The following is a 22872-nucleotide window of genomic DNA, read 5'->3' on the forward strand; positions in this document are numbered from 1 at the left end:
CCCTCACCGGTCGCCTGGCACCGCGAGGGTGAGCACGGCGTCGACGATCTGCGGCGTGCGCTCCAGCTGCCCCTCCAGCGCCCGCAGGCGGACGGCGACGTGCGACTCCGACTCGTCGCCGGGCAGGTCGATGCTCGCGACCAGCAGGATCTGCCGCGGGCCCACGAACTCGAGCCGCAGGTGACCCACGTGCTCCACGCCGGGCAGCGCCTCGATCCGCTCCCGCACCGCCCGGTGGATCCGCTCGTCCGCGACCTCGCCCGTGAGGAACCGCCGGTTGCGGTCGAACAGCACCCACGCCACGACGCACAGCAGCACGCCCACCAGCACCGACCCGATGGCGTCGTACCGGGCGTCGCCCGTGACCTGGTGCAGCGCCATGCCGGCGGCCGCGATCACCAGGCCGACGAGCGCCGCCGAGTCCTCCGCCAGCACCGCCCGCAGCGTCGGGTCCGACGTCGCCAGCGCGTGGTCCAGCAGGTCCCGGCCGAGCTTGCGCGCCTCCGCGCGCGTGCGCCGGTAGGCCTGGACGAACGAGAAGCCCTCCAGGCAGAACGCGACCGCCAGGACCAGGTAGCCGATGCCGTAGTCCGTGGCCTCCTCGGACTCACCGAAGGCGTGGATGCCGTGGTAGACCGACACCACGCCGCCGGCCACGAACAGGCCCAGCGCGGCCAGCATCGACCACACGTACGCCTCCCGGCCGTAGCCGAGCGGGCGCTCGCGATCCGGCGGGCGTGCCGCCTTGCGCTCCGCGACCAGCAGGAACACCTCGTTGCCCGTGTCGGCCCACGAGTGGGCGGCCTCGGCCACCATCGACGCCGAACCCGTCAGCACCGCCGCCACCGACTTGGCCACCGCCACCGCGAAGTTGGCCCCGAACGCGATCACCACCGTCAGCGCCGACTCGCTCCGTTCCCCTGCCATGCGTTCCCCCTCCGTCGCGACGCCCCTGACGCTACCGACCTTCCACCGCACCCGCCCGACCGAAGATCGTCTGATCGGCACCGACTTCCGTGCTGCCAGTGCGCCGCAGGATGTCCAATGCTGGGGGTGGCGGCCGGCACGGCCGGCCCGCGCCGTCCGGCGCGGGTACCCGGACGGAAGGCACTCGGGATGAACGACAGCACCACCGTGCGGATCATCGACCCCCGCACCCCGGAGGAACGCGGGCGCGAGTTCCTGCCCGGCATGGGCCGGCCCTGGCTGCTCCCGCTCTACGACACGTTCACGCGCCTGTCCCGCGTCCGGCCCCTGCACGACCGCGCGGCGGCGCTCGCGGACGTCGCCCCGGGCGAGTCCGTGCTCGACCTCGGCTGCGGAACGGGGAACCTCTCGCTCGCCGTGCTCCGCGCGCAGCCCGCCGCGCGGGTCACGGGCCTGGACCCGGACGCCGCGGCCCTGCGCATCGCGGCCCGCAAGGCGGCCCGCCGCCGCGTGCCGCTCACGCTCGTGCAGGGCTTCGCCGACCGGCTCCCCGTCGAGGACGGCTCGCTCGACCACGTGGTCTCCGCTCTCGCCCTGCACCACGTGCCCGACGAGGCGCGGGTGCGGTTCGGCGCGGAGGCCCTCCGGGCGCTGCGGCCGGGCGGCCGGGTGACGATCGTCGACTTCGGCAGCGCGGACGGGAGCGGGCACGGGACCGCGGACGGCGGTGGGCACGGGCACGGGGCCGGGGCCGGGGGCGAGCACGGCCACGAGCACCGGCACGGCCGGGGCCGCCGGCGCGGTCCCGGCAGCACGGGCGCGTACGGCCGGGTGCGGGGGCACGACCGCGGCAGGTCCGGCGTGGCCGCCAACCCGCACACCGCACGGAACCTGGAGGGCGGCCTGCTGCGCCTCCTCGCGGACGCCGGGTTCACCGACGCCCGCGAGGTGGACCGCGTGCAGCACCGCTACGGCCCGCTCACGTTCGTGCAGGCGACGCGCGGCTGAGCGACGCGCCGCCGTCACACGCGGCGGCGCCACACGCGCCGCCGCCACACGCGGCGGCGCGCCGCACGGCGCGCGCCTACGGGCGGCGGCGCACCCGCGGCTCCGGCAGTGCCGGGGGAACCGCCGCCGGGGTCTCCTCCAGCAGCCGGAACGCCTCGGCCATGCCCGCCTCGAGCTGCGGGTCGACGTCGGAGAAGTAGTCCGCCGGGGTGTGCCGCACCTCGATGTCGGGGTCCACGCCGTAGTTCTCGACGTCGAAGCCCTTGCCGTCGAGCCAGAGGCCGTACCGGGGCTGGGTGATCCCGGTGCCGTCCACGAGGTCGAAGCGGCCGTCGATCCCGATCACGCCGCCCCAGGTCCGCACCCCGACGACCGGACCGACGCCGAGCGCCTGCGCGGCCGCGTTCACGATGTCGCCGTCGGACCCCGCGTACTCGTTGGTGACGAGTACGACCGGACCGCGCGGTGCGCGGTCCGGGTAGGAGTTCGGGCGGTCGTAGTGCCGGTTCAGTCCCCAGCCCGCGACGCGGGCTGCGAGGCGGGCGATCACGAGCTGTGAGGTGTGCCCGCCGCCGTTGAAGCGCACGTCCACGACGATTCCCTCGCGGTCCGCGGCGAGCCGCAGGTCCCGGTGCAGCTGCGCCCAGCCGGTGCTCACCATGTCCGGGACGTGCACGTAGCCGAGCCGGCCGCCAGACTTCTCGGCGACGTACTCGCGGCGCGACCGCACCCAGTCCTGGTATCGCAGGTCGGACTCGTCGGCGAGCGGCACGACCACGACGCGCCGGTCCCTGCTCGCGGCCGGGCCGGGCGTCCCGCCGTCCGCGCCGTCCGTCCCGCCGCCCGCCGGGGCCGCCGTTCGCCGCAGGGTCAGCTCGACCGGGATCTCGGCCGCGCCGACGAGGTTCGCCGCAGGGCCGGCCACCGGGTCCACCGGCCGGCCGTCCACCGCGACGATCAGGTCGCCCGGCCGCGCGTCGACGCCCGCGGCGCGCAGGGGGGACCGCGCTCCCGGGTCGGACGACTCGCTCGGCAGCACCCGGTCGATCCGCCAGCCCTCGGCGGTCCGCGTGAGGTCCGCGCCGAGCAGCCCGAGCCTGCGGGACGAGTCGCCGCGCTCGTGGGGTGACCGCACGTAGGCGTGCGACGTGTTGAGCTCGGCGACGGTCTCCCAGAGCACGTCCTCCAGGTCGTCGTGCGTCGCCACACGGTCGACCATCGGGCGCCAGCGTGCCACCGCCCCGGCCCAGTCGACGCCGTTCATGTCCGCGCGCCAGTAGTGGTCGCGCATGATCCTGGCGTTCTCGTCGAACATCTGGTGCCACTGGGCACGTGGGTCCACCTCGTGGCGCACGCGGGACAGGTCGATGTCGAAGGCGCTCGGGTCGTCGTCGCCGGGCTTGCTGGTGGCCGACTGCGTGCTGAGCCCCGGTCCGGACCGGATCACCACCCGCTCGCCGTCGCCCGACACCGCGTACCCGTTCACCTTCTCCGCGACGTCCGTGGCCTTGCGTGCCTCGAACGACCAGAACTGGAGCACGTTCGGCACCGGGTCGCCCTCCGTGCCGGCGTGCCGGGTGCCGAGCACGCCGGCGTCATCTGTCTCGTGCACCCAGAGCACGCCACCCTTGGCCGCGAGCAGGTCGCGGTAGCGGCCCGACGTCACCGGGAACGGCACCACCCGCTCCTCGGCGCCGTCGAGGTCGATGTCCGGCGAGGCCGCGGCATGCGCGTCCTCGTCGTGCTTCGCGTCGCCCGCCGCGTCGTCGTCCGTGCCGGCCTTCTTGTCGTCCGGCGTGCTCAGACGCCAGCCGTCGGCGCTCGGACCGAACGGCGCCGGCTCGGTCGCGGCCAGGGGGATGAGCCACGGCCGGGTCGCCGCGCTGAACGACAGGGCGAACTCGTGGGAGTCGTAGGACGGGTCGAACGTACGGTTCGACAGGAAGACGACGTACTTGCCGTCGTCGCTGAAGGCCGGCGAGAAGTCGTGGAACCGCCCCGACGTCAGCGGCGCCACCGTCGGCGGCGTGGCGTGCAGGTCGGCGACGAGCACCTGGTGGTGGTCGCCCTCGGTGCCGGTCGGGCTGGACCAGGCGAGGTACCGCCCGTCCGGCGAGAACGTCGGGGATTCCGCCTCGCCGTTCGTCGATCGCCCGAGCGCGATGACGGTGCCGGCCTCCGCGGTGTGCTCGTGGGTGGCGGCGTCGCCGTCCGTCGCGGGGGCGGGCAGCGCGACCACGCTGACCCGGCCGTCGTGCGAGATCGCCGCCACCTTGTCGCCGGTCGGGCTCGCCGCCAGGTGCAGCACCCGGCCGAGCTCGCCGGCCGCGAAGCGCTGCGGTGCGGCGTCCGGGTCCACCCCGTCGGTGCCGGGCAGCGTGTGCACCTCCAGCGCGTCCTCCCGGCTCTCCCCGTCCGCCGTGGCGTGCGGCGCGTCCGTGACGACGACGGCGCGGCCGGTGTCGCCGAGCAGCACGGGCTCTCGCACGCGGACCGACGGGTCGGCCACGAGCGCCCGGGCCGGCCCGGCACGGTGGGTCACCCAGAACGCCGTGCCGAGCCAGCCCACGATGCTCGCGTCGCCGCTCTTGTCGACGGCGAGTCCGTCGACACCCCTCGGCGCCGAGTCGGGGTCGGTCGAGTACGGCTCAGGGAGCGCGCCCGTCAGGGTGATGTCGAGCCGGCGCGGGGTGCCGTCCAGCGCGTCGAGCAGCCAGAGGTCGCCGCGGCTGTGCCACACGATGCGCGCCCCGTCGGACGTCGCGTCGCGGACGTAGCCCTCGGCCTCGGTCTGGGTGGTGAGCAGCCGGGGCCCGGCGGCCCGCGTGCCCGTCGCCAGGCCGTCCCAGACCCAGAGGTTCGCCTGCTCGTCGGCGTGGTCGGGGAACGTCGCCGCGCGGTCGGAGGTGAACACCAGCGCGTCCCCGACCCAGATCGGGTCGTAGGTGCCGGCCTCGTCGTCGGGCAGGGGACGCTCCCACTCGCCGGTGCCCCGGTCGAGCCACAGCACGGAGGCGGTACCGCCGCGGTACCGCTTCCAGTAGGCGGGCGTGCGGTAGCCGGCCGAGACGAGGGCGGTCGTGCGCCTGCTGTCCGGGCCCTGGTGCTCGGCGACGCCCCATGCGGCCCCGTAGCGCGGGGTCTCGACGGTGCCGTCGAGGCCGACCGCGCGCACCACGGTCAGGGAGCGCTCGTGCGTGCCTGCGTTCGACGAGACGAGCACCCGGCCGGCGTCGTCCCAGCCGAGCACCGTCGTGGTCGTGCCGCCGAGCCAGGTGAGGCGCCGGGTGGCGCCGTCGGCCAGCTCGACCACGTAGGCCTCGGGGTGGCCGTCCTTGTGGGACACGTAGGCCAGGCGCGTGCCGTCGGGGGAGAAGCGGGGGGACGTCGCGGGTACGTGGTCACTGGTCAGGCGCCAGGCGCGACCGCCGGAGACGGGGGCGAGCCAGACGTCGTCGTCGGCCACGAACGCGACCTGGTCACCGTGGATGTGGGGGTACCGGAGATAGGGCTGGGTCACCGCCTCAACGTACTCGGGGCACCCCGGCGCGGTCACCGGAAATCGCTGACGGCGAGGACCATGTGAACGCATCCATTCCGGGGCGGTCCACATCTTGGTCTCACATCATGGAACGGCCTGGTGCGCGGGTTGCATCATCCGGTTCTATGGGGTTCATCGGCATTGCCTGACAAAAGATGACCGAACGCCCCATGGGAGAGGAAAGCCGGATGACGCCACGACGCGCCACGACGGCTCCCTCCGTCCCCTGGCCCTGCCGAATGCGGCAGTGCGCCGGCATGTGACGCTCCTGTCGAGCCTGCCGCCCGGACCGGTCCGGGCCATGTCGGTGCACAGCGACTGCCCCACCGCACGGACCGATCGCAAGGGATGACGCCCCATGGTTCCCACAGCACCGTCCACAGCCCTGTCCACGGCCTCGCCCGCCGGCGAGGTGGACGTCGCCGCCTCCCCGGCACTGCCCGTCAGGCTCGCGGACGTCTCCCGCACCTTCGGTGCGCCCGGGCGCACCGACCGCACCGTGCTCCGCGACGTGGACCTCCAGGTCGCGCCGGGCGAGATCGTGGCCGTGCTCGGCCCGTCGGGCTGCGGCAAGTCGACCCTGCTGCGCCAGGTCAGCGGCCTGGACGCACCCACGGCGGGCAGCGTCACGATCGGCGGTGCACCCGTGGTCGGTGCCGACCCGCGCACCGCCGTCGCCTTCCAGGAGCCTCGCCTGCTGCCGTGGCGCACGCTCACGCAGAACGTGGCGCTCGGCCTCCCGCCGGGCACCACGAAGGACGTGGGCCAGGAGCGGGTGGCCCGGCTGCTCGACCTGGTCGGGCTGGCGGGCTCGGCCGGGCTGCGGCCCCGCCAGGTCTCGGGCGGCATGGCGCAGCGCGCCTCGCTCGCCCGCGCGCTGGCCCGCAACCCCGGTGTGCTGCTGCTCGACGAGCCGTTCGGCGCGCTCGACGCTCTCACCCGCCTGCGCATGCAGGACCTCCTGCTCGACGTCCACGCGGCTCAGCCCGCGACGATCCTGCTGGTCACGCACGACGTCGAGGAGGCGCTCTACCTCGCCGACCGCGTGGTGCTGCTGCGCACGGTCGCCGACGGCGCGGCCGCGTCCGACGGCGGGCTGCTCGCCGCCGCCGGCCCGGCGAGCATCGCGCGGATCGTGGACGTGCCGGGCGACCGGCCCCGCGACCGCGCCGCGCGCGACCTGGCCGAGCTCCGCGCGGAGCTGCTCGACGGGCTCGGCGTGCCGACGCACCACGACCGCTGAGTCCTCACCCGCCCGACCCGAATCCCACCGCACCGAACCACCCGGCCCGCCGACCGCCGTCGGGCAGCGAGAGGAAAGAACCCATGCGCAACCGTAGGCACACCGTTCTGGCGTCCGGCCTGGCCCTCGTCTCGGCGATGGCGATGAGCGGCTGCGTGGCCGGCGAGGGCGCGGCCGCCGCCGGCGGTGGCGAGGGTGCGGGGGAGTGGAGCACCGACACCCTGAACATCGACTTCGCCACGTACAACCCGCTCAGCCTCGTGGTCCGCGAGCAGGGCTGGCTGGAGGAGGAGCTCGACGGCGTCGAGGTCGCCTGGGTGCAGTCGGACGGCTCGAACACGGCGAACGAGAACCTGCGGGCGGAGGCGATCGACTTCGGCTCCACGGCGGGCTCGGCGGCGCTCCTGGCGCGGGCGAACGGCTCGCCCATCCGCACGGTCGACATCTACAGCCAGCCGGAGTGGTCGGCGATCGTGGTCGCGGGCGACTCGAAGATCAAGGACGTCGCCGACCTGGAGGGCGCGTCCATCGCCGCCACCAAGGGCACCGACCCGTACTTCTTCCTGCTGCAGACCCTCGACGAGGCGGGCATCCCGCTCAGCGAGGTCGAGGTGCAGAACCTGCAGCACGCCGACGGCCGCGCCGCGCTCGACAACGGCTCCGTGGACGCCTGGTCGGGCCTCGACCCGATCATGGCGGCCGCCGAGGCGGAGGCGGGCGACAAGCTGATCTACCGCAACATCGACTTCAACACCTACGGGTTCCTCAACGCGCGCGAGGAGTTCGTGGACGAGCACCCCGACGTCACGCAGGCCGTCGTGGACGCCTACGAGCAGGCCCGCGCCTGGGCGCTGGAGAACCCCGAGGAGCTGTCCGCGCTGCTCGCCGAGGTCGCCTCCATCGACCCCGAGGTCGCGTCCACGGTGATCGAGGAGCGCACCGTGCTCGACCTCGACCCGGTGCCCGGCGACAAGCAGCGCGACGTGCTGGAGGTCGTGGGCCCGATCTTCGTCGAGTCGGGCGACGTGGCCGCGCAGGAGAACGTCGACAGCGCGCTCGACGAGCTCTTCGCGCCCCAGTTCGCGCAGGAGGCGGTGGCTTCTGATGGCTGACCAGCAGGCCGCCGTCGAACGGGCGAACGGCGCCACGGTGTCGTCCACCCGGCCGGGGCCCGGCGCGGGCCGTGCCGGGACGATCGTGCTGGGCCTGCTGGTTCCGGTGGCGCTTCTCGGCCTCTGGTGGGGCGTGACGGCGGCCGGTCTGGTCCCGCCGTACCAGCTCCCCGGCCCGGTGGCCGTGTGGGACGCCGCCGTCGACCTGGTCGAGCGCGGGCAGCTCTGGCACCACGTGGCGATCTCGACGCAGCGTGTGCTGATCGGGTTCGCGCTGGGCGCCGCCGCGGGCCTCGCCGTCGGCTCCCTGGTGGGGCTGTCCAAGCTCGGTGACCTGCTGCTCGCGCCCACGCTCGGCGCGATCCGCGCCGTGCCCTCGCTCGCCTGGGTACCGCTCCTGATCCTGTGGCTCAAGATCGGCGAGGAGTCCAAGATCACGCTCATCGCGATCGGCGCGTTCTTCCCCGTCTACACGACGATCGCGGCGGCCCTGCGGCACGTGGACCCCCACCTGGTCGAGGCGGGTCGCGCGTTCGGGCTGCGCGGCCTGCGGCTCCTGACGACGGTGCAGCTCCCCGCGGTGCTGCCGTCGCTCGTAGCCGGGCTCCGCCTCGCGCTCGCGCAGTCGTGGCTGTTCCTCGTGGCCGCCGAGCTCATCGCGTCGTCGATGGGCCTCGGGTTCCTGCTCAACGACTCCCAGCAGAACGGGCGCGTGGACCGCATCCTGCTGGCGATCGTGCTGCTCGCCGTGCTGGGCAAGCTCACGGACGCGCTGATCGGCCTGGCGGAGCGCCGGCTGCTGCGGCGGTGGGCATGACGGCGCCCAACGTCACCGCCGAGGCGTACGAACGCGCCGCGGCCGACCCGGTCGCGTTCTGGGCGGAGGCCGCCCGCCGGCTCGACTGGGCGACGCCGTGGCACACCGCGCACACCTGGTCGCCGCCGGAGCCGCGGGGCGGCGCCGTCGGTGACCCGGGCGACCCGGGCGACCCCGACGACCTGACCGTGCCCGAGGCCGCCTGGTTCGTCGGCGGCCGGCTCAACGTCGCCGTGAACTGCGTGGACCGGCACGTCACCGCCGGCCTCGGCGCCAAGCCCGCCCTGCACTGGGAGGGCGAGAACGGCGAGCGGACCACCGTCACCTACACCGGCCTGCAGCGCCGCGTCGCCCAGGCCGCCCACGCGCTGACCGCCCTCGGCGTCGGCCCGGGCGACCGCGTGGTGATCTACCTGCCCGTGCTCGTGGAGACCGTGGTGGTCACCCTGGCCTGCGCGCGCATCGGCGCGGTGCACAGCCTGGTGTTCGGCGGGTTCAGCGCCGAGGCGCTGCGGTTCCGCCTGGCCGACACGGGTGCCAAGCTGCTGGTCACCACCGACGGGCAGTACCGCCGCGGCGTCGCGACGCCGGTCAAGGCGACCGCCGACCAGGCCGTGGCCGGGCTCGACCACGTGGAGCACGTGCTGGTGATCCGCCGCACCGGCTCCGACGTGGCCTGGACCGACCGGGACGTCTGGTGGCACGACGCCGTCGACACCGCGCCCGAGGTGCACGACGCGCAGGCGTTCGACGCCGAGCACCCGCTCTTCATCATCTACACCAGCGGCACCACGGGTAAGCCCAAGGGACTTGTCCACACCTCCGGTGGATATCTCACGCAGGCGAGCTGGGCCCACTGGGCGCACTTCGACGCGAAGCCCGACGACGTGCACTGGTGCACCGCCGACCTGGCCTGGGTCACGGCGCACACCTACGAGATCTACGGCCCGCTCTCCAACGGCCTCACGCAGGTGATCTACGAGGGCACGCCGGACACGCCGTCGCGCGAGCGGCACCTGGAGATCATCGAGCGGTACGGCGTCACCGTGTACTACACGGCGCCCACGCTGATCCGGACGTTCATGACCTGGTTCGGCGACACCCTCCCGGAGCACGACCTGTCGTCCCTGCGCCTGCTCGGTACGGTCGGTGAGGCGATCAACCCCGCCGCCTGGGAGTGGTTCCGCGCGACGTTCGGGCGCGGCGAGCTGCCCGTGATCGACACCTGGTGGCAGTCCGAGACGGGTGCCGCCATGGTGGCCCCGCTCCCGTACGTGACGCCGCTGGTCCCGGGCTCCGCGACCCGGGCCCTGCCGGGTATCGAGGTGGCCGTCGTGGACGACGACGGCCGGCGGCTCGGTTCCGGCGAGCCCGGCATCCTCGTCGTGACGAGGCCGTGGCCGGGCATGGCGCGTACCGTCTGGCGCGACCCGGCGCGCTACCGCGACGCGTACTGGCGCAGGTTCGCGGGCCAGGGCCCCGCGGGCGCGTACTACGTGGCCGGCGACGGCGCGCAGCTGGACGAGCAGGGCAACGTGCACCTGCTGGGCCGGCTCGACGACGTCGTGAACGTCTCCGGGCACCGGCTGTCCACCATCGAGATCGAGTCCGCGCTGGTGGCGCACAGAGGCGTCGGCGAGGCCGGCGTCGCGGGCGTGCCGGACCCGGTCACCGGGCAGGCCGTGGCGGCGTTCGTGGTGCCGTCGGGCGTAGGCCGGGCGGGCACGGCGTCGCCGCAGGAGGCGGACGCCGGGGCTGCCGCGCTCCGGTCGCAGGTGGCGCGCGAGATCGGGCCGGTGGCCAAGCCGCGGCACGTGATCGTGGTGCCCGAGCTGCCGAAGACGCGGTCGGGCAAGATCATGCGGCGCCTCCTGGCGCAGCTGTGGCAGGGCGAGGAGCTGGGCGACGTCACGTCGCTGCAGAACCCGTGGGCCGTCGACGACATCCGCGATCTCCTGGCAGCAGGAGTCGCGGAGAGGAAGGCAGGACGATGACCGAGCACACCTTCGGGTTCCGCACGCGGGCCCTCCACGCGGGGGGCATCCCCGACGCGGCGACCGGAGCGCGGGCGGTGCCGATCTACCAGACCACGTCGTTCGTGTTCCAGGACACCGACGACGCCGCGAACCTGTTCGCGCTGCAGAAGTACGGCAACATCTACTCGCGCATCGGCAACCCGACGGTCGCGGCGCTCGAGGAGCGCATCGCGTCGCTGGAGGGCGGCATCGGCGCGGTCGCGACGGCGTCCGGCATGTCGGCGGAGTTCATCACGTTCGCCGCGCTCGTCGGGGCCGGCGACCACGTGGTCGCCTCCGCGCAGCTCTACGGCGGCACTGTGACGCAGCTCGACGTGACGCTGCGCCGGTTCGGCGTCGAGACGACGTTCGTGCCCGGCACCGACCCCGCCGACTACGCCGCGGCGATCACGCCCGAGACCAAGGTCCTGTACACCGAGGTCGTGGCCAATCCGTCGGGCGAGGTGGCCGACCTGGAAGGGCTCGCCGAGGTGGCCCACGCCGCCGGCATCCCGCTGGTGGTGGACGCGACGCTCGCGACGCCGTACCTGGTGCGGCCCATCGAGCACGGCGCCGACATCGTGATCCACTCCGTGACGAAGTTCCTGGGCGGGCACGGCACCACGCTCGGCGGTGTCGTCGTCGAGTCCGGCCGGTTCGACTGGGGCAACGGCAAGTTCCCGCAGATGACCGAGCCCGTGCCGTCCTACGGCGACGTGCGCTGGTGGGGCAACTTCGGCGAGTACGGCTTCCTCACCAAGCTCCGCTCCGAGCAGCTGCGCGACATCGGCCCGGCGCTCTCGGCGCAGTCGGCCTTCCAGCTGCTGCAGGGCATCGAGACGCTGCCGCACCGCCTGGACGCGCACCTGGCGAACGCCCGCGCGGTGGCCGAGTGGCTCGACTCCGACCCGCGCGTCTCCTACGTGCTCTGGGCCGGGCTGCCGTCGCACCCCCACCACGAGCGGGCGCAGAAGTACCTGCCGCTGGGACCGGGCTCGGTCTTCGCGTTCGGCCTCCAGGTCCCCGAGAACGGCGGCGTGCTGATCGACGGGCGCGAGGCCGGCCGGCTGTTCATCGAGTCGCTGGAGCTCGCCTCCCACCTCGCGAACGTCGGTGATGCGCGCACCCTGGTGATCCACCCGGCGTCGACCACGCACCAGCAGCTCTCCGCCGACCAGCTCGAGGCGGCGGGCGTGCCCGAGGACCTCATCCGCATCTCGGTCGGCCTGGAGGACGTCGAGGACATCCTCTGGGACCTCGACCAGGCACTGACCAAGGCGACGGGAGCGACCCGATGAGCGAGACCACCCGGACCTGGCAGGGCCCGAGCGCCCCGGAGCGCCTGCGGATCCTGCGCTCCACGAAGTCGATCGCGATCGTCGGGGCATCGGCGAACCCGGCGCGCGCCAGCTACTTCGTGGCGACCTACCTGCTGTCCTCGTCCCCGTACGACGTGTACTTCGTGAACCCGCGGGCCACCGAGATCCTGGGACACCCGGTGTACCCGAGCCTTGCGGACCTGCCTGTGGTCCCCGATCTCGTCGACGTCTTCCGGCGGCACGAGGACCTGCCGACCGTGCTGGACGAGACCATCGCCGTGGGCGCGAAGACCGTCTGGCTGCAGCTCGGCTCGTGGCACGAGGACGTCGCGCGCAAGGCGGAGGCCGCGGGGCTGAACGTCGTGATGGACCGGTGCGTCAAGATCGAGCACGCACGGTTCCACGGCGGGCTGCACCTGGCCGGGTTCGACACGGGCGTGATCAGCTCCCGCCGGGCTGACCGGTAGGTCCGGCGCACGGGCCTTCGGGCCCGGGCCGCGGCCCTGGCTCCGACCCCGGCTAGAGTCGGTCCACGATGAGCACACGTGTGGAACCGGTCAGCGCGGAGCTCCTCGTCGAACGGGTGGCCGATGCCGTCCTGGCCCGCACGGGCGGTGCCGACACCCCGGTCCGCCTCCTCGTCGACGGGCACCCGTCCACCCACCCCGAGCTGCTCGCCGACGCGCTCGTCGCGCCCCTGGAGACGGCCGGCCGGCGCGTGGCCCGGGTGCGGGTCGCCGACTTCCTGCGCTCGCGGTCCCTGCGGCTCGAACACGGTCGCGACGACCCCGACAGCCTGCTGGACGGTTGGATCGACGTCGAGGCGCTGAACCGCGAGGTGCTGCGGCGGGTCGTGGAGCGCGGCGAGTACCTGCCCAGCCTGCGCGACCCGGACACCGACCGGGCCACACGCGCCGCCTACGTCGCCGCCGACCCGGGCACCGTGGTCGTGCTGGACGGGGCGCTCACGATCGCCCGCGGGCTCGACGTCGACGTCGCCGTGCACCTCGCGCTCAAGCCGGGCACGCTCCGGCGTCGGACACCCGACGAGGAGGCGTGGGTACTGCCCGCCTACGAGCGGTACGCGGCGCAGGCGGAGCGCGCGGCGGACCTGCTGGTCCGGGTCGACCACCCGGACCACCCGGCCCTGGTGCACCGTTGACCGGGCGTCAGTCGCTCGCGGCCGACGCCGGGGCGTAGCCCCAGCACTCGCTCATCGCCCGCAGCTCGCGCGGGATCTCGTCCGGGTCGGGGAGCGCGCGCCCGGCCTGGATGCTCCCGGTGCGGATCTTGTCCCGCCAGTCGCCCAGGCCCTTGCGGACCTCGCCGTGCTCGTGGTCGCCGTACGAGACCATGCCCGGCTCCCACGGCAGGCCGAGGAAGTCGCAGATCCGGTGGAACTCGGTCGCCGGGTCCGCGGTGACGTCCTCGTAGCGGACCGTCAGCCCCGGAAGCCGGTGGCGCACGTCCTCCAGCGCCGTCATGTACTTCAGCGTGTGCATGACGGCGCGGTTCATGGGCCGCCGGGCCGGGTCGGCGTCGTGCCAGGAGCGGGCGATCGACGCCGGGTGGCGCAGCAGGAAGATGAACCGGGCGTCCGGCCAGCAGACCGCGAACCGGTCGGCGACGAAGACGTTGCTGGGGGTCTTCTCCACGACGACCTGCTTGCCGCTGCGCAGCAGCTCGCGGTGCAGCATCCGGTCCCACAGGATGTGCTCGACGTCGGCCACGTTGTGCCCCAGGGCGTCCATCGCCTCCGTGGTGAGCCGCGTCGTGAAGTCGACGGACAGCCGCCGCACGTGCGTCTCGATGGGCGCGTGCACCTGGGAGTGGCTGTCCAGCACCACGCGCAGCAGCGTCGACCCGGCGCGGGGGGACGAGAGCACGAAGACCGGGGCGACCAGCAGGCGGTCGGCCGCTGGGTCGGCCGGCGGGCGGATACGCCCCCTACCCGGCCGGCTCGGGCCGCCACCCGGAGTGCCGCCCTGGTGGGCGCCACTGCGGGCCTCACCCTGCCGGACGCGGCCGTGGTCGCGGGGCACGCGCGTGACCCGCAGGCCCGCGTGCTTCTCGAGTGCCGTACCGAACCGGCGGGCCAGCTGTGTGCCGGTTCCTCGAACCGTGAGCATGTCGAAAGGACTCCGTTCGGCTTCCCCCTGCCGTCCAACACGGTGACACGCCCGTCCCGGGCGCGCCACCGTAGCGGCGTCGGCCCGGCTACAGCACCAGGCAGAACGGATGGCCGGCCGGGTCCGCGAACACGCGGAAGCCGCTGCCCTCGCCGGGCAGCCGGGCCGCGCCGAGCGCCAGCACTGCGGTCTCGCCGGCGTCCAGGTCGGGCACCCCGACGTCGAGGTGCACCTGCTGCGGGTGGGCAGGGTCCGGCCACCGCGGCGGGTTGTAGTCCGCCACGGACTGGAAGAGCACGGGCCGGTCGCCGCCGAGCATGGCGACCCCGTCGGCGTCGTAGGCCACGGGGGCGCCCAGCACCCCGGACCAGAATGCGGCGAGCTCGGAGGCGTCCGGGCAGTCGAAGGTGGGACCCATCACGGTCACTCCGTCGGACTCCTCCTTGAGGCACAGGTCGAAGGGGTGCCCCGCCAGGTCGGACAGCGTGATCCACTGCTCGTTCTCCCGCAGCACGGTGGCCCCCAGCTCCACCGCCCGGGCGCTCGCGGCGGCCAGGTCCGGCACGTACAGGTCGAGGTGCGCCTGCTGCGGGTGCTCCTGCCCCGGCCACTGCGGCGGGACGTGGTCGGGCGCGAGCTGGAACGCGACGTCCCACCGGTCCGGGGTCGTGACGGTGATCCAGTCGTGGTCGGTGAACTTCACGGCGCCGCCGGTCAGGGCCGTCCAGAACCCCGCCTCGGTGGCGAGGTCGGGGACGTCCAGGACCACGGACTTGAGCACACCCACCCCGGGTGCGGGGGCTGCTGCGGCCGGTCCGGTGGAGGTCGATTCAGTCATGGCCCAACCTTTCGGGAGGTGGTGGGAAGAACCTTCGGCTACCACCTTGCACCCCACCTCTGACATTCCCCACCGGAAAAGTTGCGGAGGACTGTCCACCGGGTTATCCACAGCATGCTCGCCCCTGACCCGCACCACTCCGGGGTTATCCACAGATGCTGTCCACAGGCCTGTGAATGCGGTGGTCAGCCCTGGGGGCGGGCGGACACACTGTCCCGGTGCAGAACACCGTCGCCCTCGCCCAGAGCGCCCTCACGCAGACGCTCGGCGCCGTCCGTCTCACCGACCCGGTCGACCTGGGCGGCTCCGCCCGCTCCCAGGTGCTCCGCTGTCGGGTCGAGCGCGCCTGCAGCTCCGCGCCTCTCGCGGCGGGCCATGACCATCCGCCCACGGTGATCGTCAAGCGCTTCCTGTCCGACGCCGGCGCGTTCGTCCGCGAGACCGTCGGCCTGGACGTGTGCCCGGGCACACCGACGCTCCTCGCCCAGGACCAGGAGCACGGCCTGATCGTCATGTCCGACCTCGGGGTGCTGCCCACGCTGGCCGACCTGCTCCTCGGGGACGACCGCGACGCGGCCTGGGACGGGGCACGGTCCTGGGCCCGCGCGCTGGGCCGCACGACCGGCGGCTCCCGCGCCCGGGTCGCGGAGGCGCGCAGCCGCCTGGCGGACGCCGAGCCGTGGGACGCCGACGCCGACCTCCGCGCGGGTGTGGACCGGCTGCTCGAGGCTCTGGCCGGGGGCGACGCCGGGCCGGAGGGCCACGCGGTGGCGGACCGCCGGGCCGCCGTCGAGGCCGACCTCGCCGCGACCCTGCACCTGCGCACGCCCGGTGCCGCCGCGGTCGTCACGCCCACGGACACCTGCCCCGACAACGCCGTGCTCGGCCCGGACGGCTGGCGCTTCCTCGACCTGGAGGGCACCGACGTCCAGCACGCCGCGTTCGTCGCCGCGTACGGGCTGCTGCCGTTCGCCACCTGCTGGTGCGTGTTCGACCCGCCGCCCGGCCTCACGGACATGCTGCTCGCGGAGCTCACGGCGGGCCTGGCGGAGCACGCGCCGGAGATCGTCGCCGACCCCGCCTGGGACACCTCGGTGCGGCAGGCGTGCGCGGTCTACCTGGTCCTCGTCACGGGCTGGCTGTGGAAGAGCACCGTCGCGGGCCGGGAGCTGGTCGGCCCGGCGGGCCGGTCGCCGTCGTACCGGCAGCTCATGGTGTCCCGCTGGCGCTGGGGCGCGATCAACCTCCGCCCGGAGCTCCCGGCGCTGGCCGCCGCGTTCGGCGACGCCGCGGCCTGGGCGCTCGACCAGTGGGGCGCCGACGTCGAGCCGACCGGCTACCGCGCCTTCCGCTGACCCCGGCCGCCGAGCGCGGTCGTGACCGCGGTCCACGGCCGGGTCAGGCGTGGCAGCCAGCCCCGCTGCTGCCCGGCGCCGGCGCCCGGCACACCGGCCGTCACGGGCAGACCGGGCACGGCCGACCCCGCGTACCGCGCCGGGAGCGCCGGGTCGTCCGCGGCGTCGATCTCGGCGATGAGCGCCCGCACCCGCGCGGTGACGTCGTCGACGATCCGCTCGACCTCCTCGATCGGCCGGCCTGCCGGGTCGTCCAGCGGCCAGTCGAGGTAGCGGCGTCCCGGGAACACGGGACAGGTGTCGCCGCAGCCCATGGTCACGATCACGCCGGAGGTGCGCACGATGTCGTCGGTCAGCTCGCGGGGGAACTCGATGAGCCCGTCGAGCCCGCGCCGCGCCAGGACGGTCTCGGTCATCGGGTCGGGCTCCGAGACCGGGCGTGTGCCCGCGGTGCGCACCCGGATACGGTCGCCCGCGAGCCGGCGGGTCACGGCGGCGGCGATCTGGGACCGGCCGGTGTTGTGCACGCAGACGAACAGCACGTCGCGCGGCGAGCCGTGCGTCACCTCGGTCATGGCGGCCAGCCGGTCGGTGGCGAGCCAGGCGGTCAGAGCGGGCAGCTGCGCGGACGACCGCACCTGCTCGGCCAGCGCGGCGTAGCACTCCCGGACCAGGCGGTCCACGGTCCCGGCGCCCGCGTTGGCGGCGAACGTGGCGGCGAGGGTGTCGACCAACCGGTCGAGCAGCGCCTCGTGGTCGCGCGCGTCGAGCGCCGGCTCGTCGAGGAACCGCGGGGCGGCGAGCGCCGTCGTGCCGTACCGCGCGATCCCGCGCGAGGAGACGCGGTACTGCGCGGCGTCCGACGCCACCGGCCCGACGACGGCGACCAGCCCCACCGAGACCAGCGCCTCGAGGTCCTGTTCCACGCCGGCGACGGCGAGCGCTTCGGTCACGAGGTCGGCCGGCCGTCCGTCCGCGCCGTCCGGCACGAGCCCGGCGGCGGTGGAGCGGCCCGCGGGGTGCGTGAGCAGGCGCGCCAGCAGCCGCAACCGCTCGGGGTTCGCCATCGTGAGTCGTTGTGCGGAGCGCAGCTCGTCCGGGGTCATCGGTCTCTCCCTGGCCTACGGCGGTGTGGCCGAGTGCCAGGAGCGAGGCTACCCCGCCGTCCTGGACCTCGGCGGCCGCACGGTGGGAACATCACCCACGATCGGGATCGGCCGCCGGTGGAACGGGAACCCGTACCGCGTGACCAGCCCCGCCAGCGTGGTGACCCGGTTGCGGGGGCCGATCAGCGACATGATGTGCACGAACAGCCACACGATCCACGCCAGGCCCTTCGTGATCCGCAGCGGCCGGCCCCCGGGCAGGTTGATCTCGGCGATCGCGGCGCGCCTGCCGATCACGGCCATCGTGCCCTTGTCGACGTAGTGGAGGTCCTGCAGGGGCTCGCCGTCGATCAGGGCGCGGATGTTGCGGCCCGCGACGAGGCCGCCCTGGATCGCGGGCTGCGCGAGCTGGGGCAGGTCGGCCGGCGAGATCGCGATGTCGCCCGCGGCGAAGACACCCGGCAGGCCCTCGACCTGCATGTCGTCGCCGATCCGGATACGGCCGCTGTCGTCCTGCGGCAGGCCCCACTCGGACACCTCGTCGTGCACGCGCACCCCGGCGGACCAGACGGTCAGGTCGGCGTGGATGCGGGTCCCGTCGGTGAGCACCACGGCTTCGCGCTCGACGGCCGCCACCCCGGCCCCCAGGTGCAGCGAGACCCCGCGGTGCCGCAGCTCCTGGGTCGCGTAGGCGCGCAGCTTGGGCGCGAACGACTTGAGGATCTCGCCGCCGCGCTGCACCACCTTGACCTCGAACGCGTCGCCGTGGATCTCCGGGTAGGCGGGCGCGAGGCCGGCGGTGCGCAGCTCGGCGAGCGCGCCCGCGACCTCCACCCCGGTGGCGCCGCCGCCCACGACGACGACGCGCAGCCCGTCGTCGGCCCGCTTCGACTTCGCGGCCTTCTCCAGGCGGATGAAGAGGTTGTCGCGGATCCGCATCGCCTGCGACCGCGTGTACATCGGGAACGAGTGCTCCTTGGCGCCCGGCGTCCCGAAGAAGTTCGCCGTGACGCCCGCCGTGACGACCAGGTAGTCGTAGCTGATCCAGTGGTCGTTCAGCAGGCGGATCTTCTTCGCGGCGTGGTCGGCCTCCACCAGGTGCTCGTGCACCACGTGCACGTTCTTCTGCTTGAGCCGCAGGCCGCGCAGGAAGTAGGTGACGTCGCCCGGGTTCAGACCGCCGGTCGCCACCTGGTACAGCAGCGGCTGGAACGTGTTGTAGACGCGGCGGTCGATCAGCGTGATCCGCACGGGCGCGTCCTTGAGGGCCCGGACCGTCGCCATCCCGGCGAACCCGCCGCCGACCACCACCACGTGCGGCAGCGGCTCGGGGTGCTCGCTCATGGTCTTCTCGAGGCCGTAGTCCTCGTCGTCCTCGGGTGCTTGCACGGGGGTGTGTGCAGAATCGGTCACGATCACGAGTCTCTCACCGCCCGGGTTACCGTGGTCGGTCGTGAGCACCACCGAACACCAGACCGACCCTGCAGGCCGCCCCGAGCGGCTGGCCCACGGCCTGCGCACCCGCCACCTGACCATGATGGGCCTCGGCTCCGCGATCGGCGCCGGCCTGTTCCTCGGCTCGGGCCTCGGCATCGCCGCAGCGGGTCCCGCCGTCCTGGTCAGCTACGCCATCGCGGGCGCGATCGTCGTGCTGGTCATGCGGATGCTCGCCGAGATGGCGTCCGCGCTCCCGTCGAGCGGCTCGTTCTCCGTCTACGCGGAGGCGGCGCTCGGGCGTTGGGCCGGGTTCCTGCTGGGCTGGCTGTACTGGTTCACCATCGTCATGGTGCTCGGCGTCGAGGTGACGGGTGTCGCCGGGATCGTGCACGGCTGGTGGCCCGCCGTGCCGCAGTGGGCGGTCGCGGCCGCCGTCGTCGCCGTGTTCGGCGCGATCAACCTCGTGGGCGTGCGCCAGTTCGGCGAGGCCGAGTTCTGGTTCGCCACCGTCAAGGTGCTCGCGATCGTCGGCTTCCTCGTGCTCGGCGTGCTGATCGTCGTCGGCGTGGTGCCCGTGAGCGGCAGCGTCCTGGGGGAGTGGGCGCAGTACGGCGGGTTCGCCCCGGCGGGCCTGCCCGGCATCGCGGCCGGCCTGCTCACCGTCGTCTTCGCGTTCGGCGGCATCGAGATCGTCACCATCGCGGCCGCCGAGGCGCGTGACCCGCAGTCGGCCGTCGCGAGCGCGACCCGCACCATCCTGTGGCGCATCCTGTTCTTCTACGTGGGCTCGGTCGCGATCATGGTCGCCCTCATCCCGTGGACCGACGCCGCCCGCCTGGAGTCGCCGTTCGTCTCCGTGCTCCAGATGGCCGGGTTCGACGGCGCGGCCCGGCTCATGGAGGTCGTCGTGGTGCTCGCGCTGCTGAGCGCGTTCAACGCCAACGTGTACGCGACGTCCCGCATGCTGTTCTCGCTCGGCGGCCGCGGTGACGCCCCGGCGCTCGCGACCCGCGTCTCCCGCCGCGACGTCCCGTGGGTCGCCGTACTGGTCTCGGTGTTCTTCGGTGTCGTCGCCGTGCTGCTCAACTACCTGCTGCCCGAGTCGTTGCTCGGGGTGCTGCTCAACGCCGTCGGCTCGGCGCTGCTGGTGGTCTGGATCCTCGTGGTGGTCTCGCAGCTCCGCCTGCGTCCGCGCCTGGAGGTCGCGGCGGCCGAGCGCGGCGAGACCCTGCGCCTGCGCGCCTGGGGCTACCCGTGGCTCTCGTGGGCGACGCTCGTGGCGCTCGTCGTGGTGGTGGGCCTCATGCTGTCCGACGCCGCCGCCCGGCCGCAGATCGCCGCGACAGCGGGCCTGGTCGTGGTGATCTTGCTGGTCTACGTGGTTGCGCGGGCGGTGCGCCGGGTCCCGGCCGTACCGGCGGCGACCGGCCGGCGGTAGTCGTTCAGCAGACCGTCATCGGGGGTCCATCCGCCGGTCGGGCGGTCGCCAGCGGGGACCTCGATCGTCGTCGGCATGACCGAGCAGACCACCGGCGGCGTCGACCGCCGGACGTTCCTGTCCCTGAGCAGCCTCGGCGCGGCGGGCGTCGCGACCACGGCGGCCGTCACCGGCGCGGCCCCGGCCGACGCCGTGGAGCTGGCCCGGCACCCACAGCGGGGGCTGCGGTTCGGGCGCGACGGCAAGTTCAAGATCGTCCAGTTCAACGACACCCAGGACGACGAGAAGATCGACCGCCGCACTCTCGAGCTCATGCGCGCGGTGCTCGACGACGAGCGGCCCGACGTCGTGATCCTCAACGGCGACAACATCACCGGCGGCTGCGACACCCCGCTGGAGATGCGCCAGGCCATGAACAACGTGGTGCAGCCGATGGAGGAGCGGGCCGTCCCGTGGGCCATCACCTTCGGCAACCATGACGAGGACTCGACGCCGAACAGCGGCCTGGACGAGGCCGACATGCTGGCCTTCTACCGCTCCTACCGCTACAACGTGAACGGCCCGACGGCGCGCGGCGTCACCGGGCAGGGCAACTCGAACCTGCTGATCGAGGGCACGAACGGCCGCCCGGCGTTCAACCTGTGGCTGCTCGACTCGGGCCGGTACGCGCCCGAGACCCTGTCCGGCCAGGACTTCGACGGCTACCCCCACTGGGACTGGCTGCGCATGGACCAGGTCAAGTGGTACTACGACACGTCGGTGCAGATCGAGCGCAAGGCCGGGTACGTGGTGCCGGCCCTCATGTTCATCCACATCCCGCTGTGGGAGTACCGGTTCATGTGGTTCGGCTCGGTGGACGGACGCACCGACGCCGACCACGAGCGCGGCAGGGCACGCCACCGCATCGACGGCGAGCGCAACGAGGACGAGTGCCCCGGGCCGTTCAACTCGGGCATGTTCTCGGCGATCCAGCACCGGGGCGACGTCCGCGGGGTGTTCTGCGGCCACGACCACGTGAACACCTACTCGGGCGACTACTACGGCGTGCTGCTCGGATACGCGGGCAACACCGGGTTCGGCACGTACGGCCTGGGCGGCGCCGAGCGCAACCGGCTGCGCGGTGCACGCGTCTACGACCTCGACGAATCGGTCGACGGCGTGCTGGCGGGCACCCGGATGCGGTTCGCCGGCGAGTTCGGGATCGACCTCACCGCCGACGACCAGTGGATCGAGCCGCTCCCGCTGCCCCGCGGCAAGTAGCCGCACGTGTCAGACGTACAGGTCACCCGGGTGACCTGTACGTCTGACACGTCAGAGGGGTGCTCCCCGGATGAGAAAATGACGGCATGGCTGAGCTCCTCGCGGTCTGTCGCGTGCACGTCCTGCATCCTGATCCCGGCACCGTGGGCGTCACGGCGATCGACAAGCGTCCCGTGGAGGGGCGGGTCAAGGTGCGGCCCTACGGCCTGTACGCGGACGTGCAGGCCGACCGCGCCAACCATGGCGGCCTCGACCAGGCGGTCTACGCCTACGCCCAGGAGGACGCCGACCACTGGGGCGCCGAGCTGGACCGCGAGATCACGCCGGGGCTGTTCGGCGAGAACCTGCGGGTCAGCGGCCTGGACGTGAACGGCGCGGTGATCGGTGAGCACTGGCGGATCGGCTCGGCCCTGCTGGAGGTCACGCAGCCCCGCACGCCCTGCCAGACCTTCGGCCGCCGGCTCGGCGAGGAGCGCTGGGTGCGCCGGTTCACGCAGGCCAACCGCACGGGCGCGTACCTGCGCGTGGTCGAGAACGGCGACCTCGGCGCAGGGGACTCCGTCGAGGTGGTGCACCACCCGCTGCACGGCGTGACCGTCGCGGACTGGTTCGGCGCGCAGTACGGCCTGGCGCGCGCGGCGCGGGACGCCGCCGGTTTCGGCAAGCCCTACGCGTCCGAGGCCGAGAGCCTGGAGGAGCTCGCGAAGCGGCTGCTGAACGCGCACGCCGCGGGCGAGCTCCGGCTCAGCGTCGACATGCACCGCCGCAGCGAGCAGGCCGCGAGCCGCGCCGTCGTCGACTGACGATCGCCGCGCCCTGGGCCGTCATGCGCGGCGCTCGAGGCGGGTCCGCGCGGCGTCGTGCGCGTCGCGCAGGAGGGCGAGCACGGTCTCGCCCGTCGCGGGCCCGGGGTTGACGACGGCGATCCAGCCGGCCGCCCCGTACACCGGGTGCGGCAGGACGACGTCGGCGGTGTCGGGCGGCGTGGCCGGCTCGCCGGGACCTGGTTGGACGCCGCCGGTGAGCTCGGCCGCCCGTGCCCGGCCGACGTGGACGTTGACCCGCCAGCGCCCCACGGGATCGAGGTCCGAGGTGGCGTCGTCCGGGTAGTTCTTGGTGACGACGGTTCCGTACGGCTGCACGTTCCGCGGCATCTCGCCGTCCGGGGCGTAGTAGAAGAACGCGTCGCCCCAGGCCAGCTCCGGAACGGTGGGGTCGCCGACGGCCGGGGCCACGACCAGCGCGCCGTCGAGGTCGCGCACCGCCGCGATGATCTGGTCGATGGTCGGGCCGGTACTCTGCTCAAGGTCCATGGTTCAAGCATCAC

At 73.7% G+C, this 22872-nt stretch carries 19 protein-coding genes; 12 read left to right on the plus strand and 7 right to left on the minus strand.

Annotation, left to right across the window (positions count from 1 at the left end):
• Positions 1–3: 3 nt before the first annotated feature.
• Positions 4–927 carry a cation diffusion facilitator family transporter gene (locus tag ACH47X_RS10560; RefSeq protein ID WP_397403955.1) on the minus strand — a complete coding sequence of 308 codons (924 nt, stop codon included), beginning with the start codon at positions 925–927 and terminating at the stop codon, positions 4–6.
• Positions 928–1116: 189 nt separating this feature from the next.
• Between ACH47X_RS10560 and ACH47X_RS10565 the strand changes: the two genes are divergently transcribed.
• The gene (locus ACH47X_RS10565; RefSeq protein WP_397403957.1) at positions 1117–1935 is read left to right on the plus strand and encodes a class I SAM-dependent methyltransferase; all 819 of its coding nucleotides are present in this window, start codon (positions 1117–1119) and stop codon (positions 1933–1935) included.
• A 76-nt stretch (positions 1936–2011) separates the two neighbouring features.
• On the opposite strand, the gene ACH47X_RS10570 is transcribed toward ACH47X_RS10565, so the two are convergent.
• The gene (locus ACH47X_RS10570) at positions 2012–5455 is read right to left on the minus strand and encodes a S41 family peptidase (protein ID WP_397403959.1); all 3444 of its coding nucleotides are present in this window, start codon (positions 5453–5455) and stop codon (positions 2012–2014) included.
• Between the two features lie 379 nt (positions 5456–5834).
• Between ACH47X_RS10570 and ACH47X_RS10575 the strand changes: the two genes are divergently transcribed.
• The 7 genes from ACH47X_RS10575 to ACH47X_RS10605 all read left to right on the plus strand — a co-directional run bounded on the left by ACH47X_RS10575 (position 5835) and on the right by ACH47X_RS10605 (position 13144).
• The gene (locus ACH47X_RS10575; protein WP_397403961.1) at positions 5835–6719 is read left to right on the plus strand and encodes an ABC transporter ATP-binding protein; all 885 of its coding nucleotides are present in this window, start codon (positions 5835–5837) and stop codon (positions 6717–6719) included.
• 83 nt (positions 6720–6802) lie between these two features.
• Entirely contained in the window at positions 6803–7831 is a 1029-nt protein-coding gene (locus ACH47X_RS10580; RefSeq protein ID WP_397403963.1) for an aliphatic sulfonate ABC transporter substrate-binding protein, read from the plus strand.
• Positions 7824–8648 carry an ABC transporter permease gene (locus ACH47X_RS10585; RefSeq protein WP_397403965.1) on the plus strand — a complete coding sequence of 275 codons (825 nt, stop codon included), beginning with the start codon at positions 7824–7826 and terminating at the stop codon, positions 8646–8648. The genes ACH47X_RS10580 and ACH47X_RS10585 overlap by 8 nt, the downstream gene beginning before the upstream one ends.
• Positions 8645–10642, plus strand: a complete 1998-nt coding sequence (acs, locus tag ACH47X_RS10590; protein ID WP_397403967.1) for an acetate--CoA ligase — start codon at positions 8645–8647, stop codon at positions 10640–10642. Before ACH47X_RS10585 ends, acs begins: the two co-directional genes overlap by 4 nt.
• Positions 10639–11961 carry an O-acetylhomoserine aminocarboxypropyltransferase/cysteine synthase family protein gene (locus tag ACH47X_RS10595; protein WP_397403969.1) on the plus strand — a complete coding sequence of 441 codons (1323 nt, stop codon included), beginning with the start codon at positions 10639–10641 and terminating at the stop codon, positions 11959–11961. Before acs ends, ACH47X_RS10595 begins: the two co-directional genes overlap by 4 nt.
• Positions 11958–12449, plus strand: a complete 492-nt coding sequence (locus ACH47X_RS10600) for a CoA-binding protein (RefSeq protein WP_397403971.1) — start codon at positions 11958–11960, stop codon at positions 12447–12449. Before ACH47X_RS10595 ends, ACH47X_RS10600 begins: the two co-directional genes overlap by 4 nt.
• Before the next feature lie 68 nt (positions 12450–12517).
• Positions 12518–13144: a uridine kinase gene (locus ACH47X_RS10605; RefSeq protein ID WP_397403973.1), complete on the plus strand. Its 627-nt coding sequence runs from the start codon at positions 12518–12520 to the stop codon at positions 13142–13144.
• A gap of 7 nt (positions 13145–13151) precedes the next feature.
• On the opposite strand, the gene ACH47X_RS10610 is transcribed toward ACH47X_RS10605, so the two are convergent.
• Positions 13152–14111, minus strand: coding sequence for a sulfotransferase family protein (locus ACH47X_RS10610; protein ID WP_397403975.1), 960 nt, complete (start codon positions 14109–14111; stop codon positions 13152–13154).
• 88 nt (positions 14112–14199) lie between these two features.
• A complete protein-coding gene (locus ACH47X_RS10615; RefSeq protein ID WP_397403978.1) occupies positions 14200–14949 on the minus strand; it encodes a VOC family protein in 750 nt (249 codons plus the stop codon).
• Between the two features lie 218 nt (positions 14950–15167).
• Here ACH47X_RS10615 and ACH47X_RS10620 point away from each other — a divergent pair, with 218 nt between their 5' ends.
• On the plus strand, positions 15168–16304 hold the full coding sequence (locus ACH47X_RS10620; RefSeq protein WP_397403981.1) for a hypothetical protein: 1137 nt from the start codon (positions 15168–15170) through the stop codon (positions 16302–16304).
• Here the strand turns inward: ACH47X_RS10620 and ACH47X_RS10625 are convergent.
• Both ACH47X_RS10625 and ACH47X_RS10630 read right to left on the minus strand, forming a co-directional pair.
• The gene (locus tag ACH47X_RS10625) at positions 16286–17410 is read right to left on the minus strand and encodes a low molecular weight phosphatase family protein (RefSeq protein ID WP_397403983.1); all 1125 of its coding nucleotides are present in this window, start codon (positions 17408–17410) and stop codon (positions 16286–16288) included. The genes ACH47X_RS10620 and ACH47X_RS10625 overlap by 19 nt on opposite strands.
• Before the next feature lie 48 nt (positions 17411–17458).
• Positions 17459–18823: an NAD(P)/FAD-dependent oxidoreductase gene (locus ACH47X_RS10630; protein ID WP_397403985.1), complete on the minus strand. Its 1365-nt coding sequence runs from the start codon at positions 18821–18823 to the stop codon at positions 17459–17461.
• Positions 18824–18863: 40 nt separating this feature from the next.
• On the opposite strand from ACH47X_RS10630, the gene ACH47X_RS10635 reads away from it, so the two are divergent.
• The 3 genes from ACH47X_RS10635 (at position 18864) to ACH47X_RS10645 (ending at position 22348) form a co-directional block, all read left to right on the plus strand.
• Positions 18864–20285 (plus strand): amino acid permease, encoded by a 1422-nt coding sequence (locus tag ACH47X_RS10635; RefSeq protein WP_397403987.1) that lies wholly within the window; start codon positions 18864–18866, stop codon positions 20283–20285.
• 75 nt (positions 20286–20360) lie between these two features.
• Positions 20361–21545, plus strand: a complete 1185-nt coding sequence (locus ACH47X_RS10640) for a metallophosphoesterase family protein (protein WP_397403989.1) — start codon at positions 20361–20363, stop codon at positions 21543–21545.
• Positions 21546–21631: 86 nt separating this feature from the next.
• Positions 21632–22348 (plus strand): MOSC domain-containing protein, encoded by a 717-nt coding sequence (locus ACH47X_RS10645; RefSeq protein WP_397403991.1) that lies wholly within the window; start codon positions 21632–21634, stop codon positions 22346–22348.
• 21 nt (positions 22349–22369) lie between these two features.
• On the opposite strand, the gene ACH47X_RS10650 is transcribed toward ACH47X_RS10645, so the two are convergent.
• Positions 22370–22858 (minus strand): DUF6194 family protein, encoded by a 489-nt coding sequence (locus tag ACH47X_RS10650; RefSeq protein WP_397403993.1) that lies wholly within the window; start codon positions 22856–22858, stop codon positions 22370–22372.
• Positions 22859–22872 lie beyond the last annotated feature (14 nt).

This window comes from Promicromonospora kroppenstedtii (assembly GCF_044389675.1).
Classification (GTDB): domain Bacteria; phylum Actinomycetota; class Actinomycetes; order Actinomycetales; family Cellulomonadaceae; genus Promicromonospora; species Promicromonospora kroppenstedtii.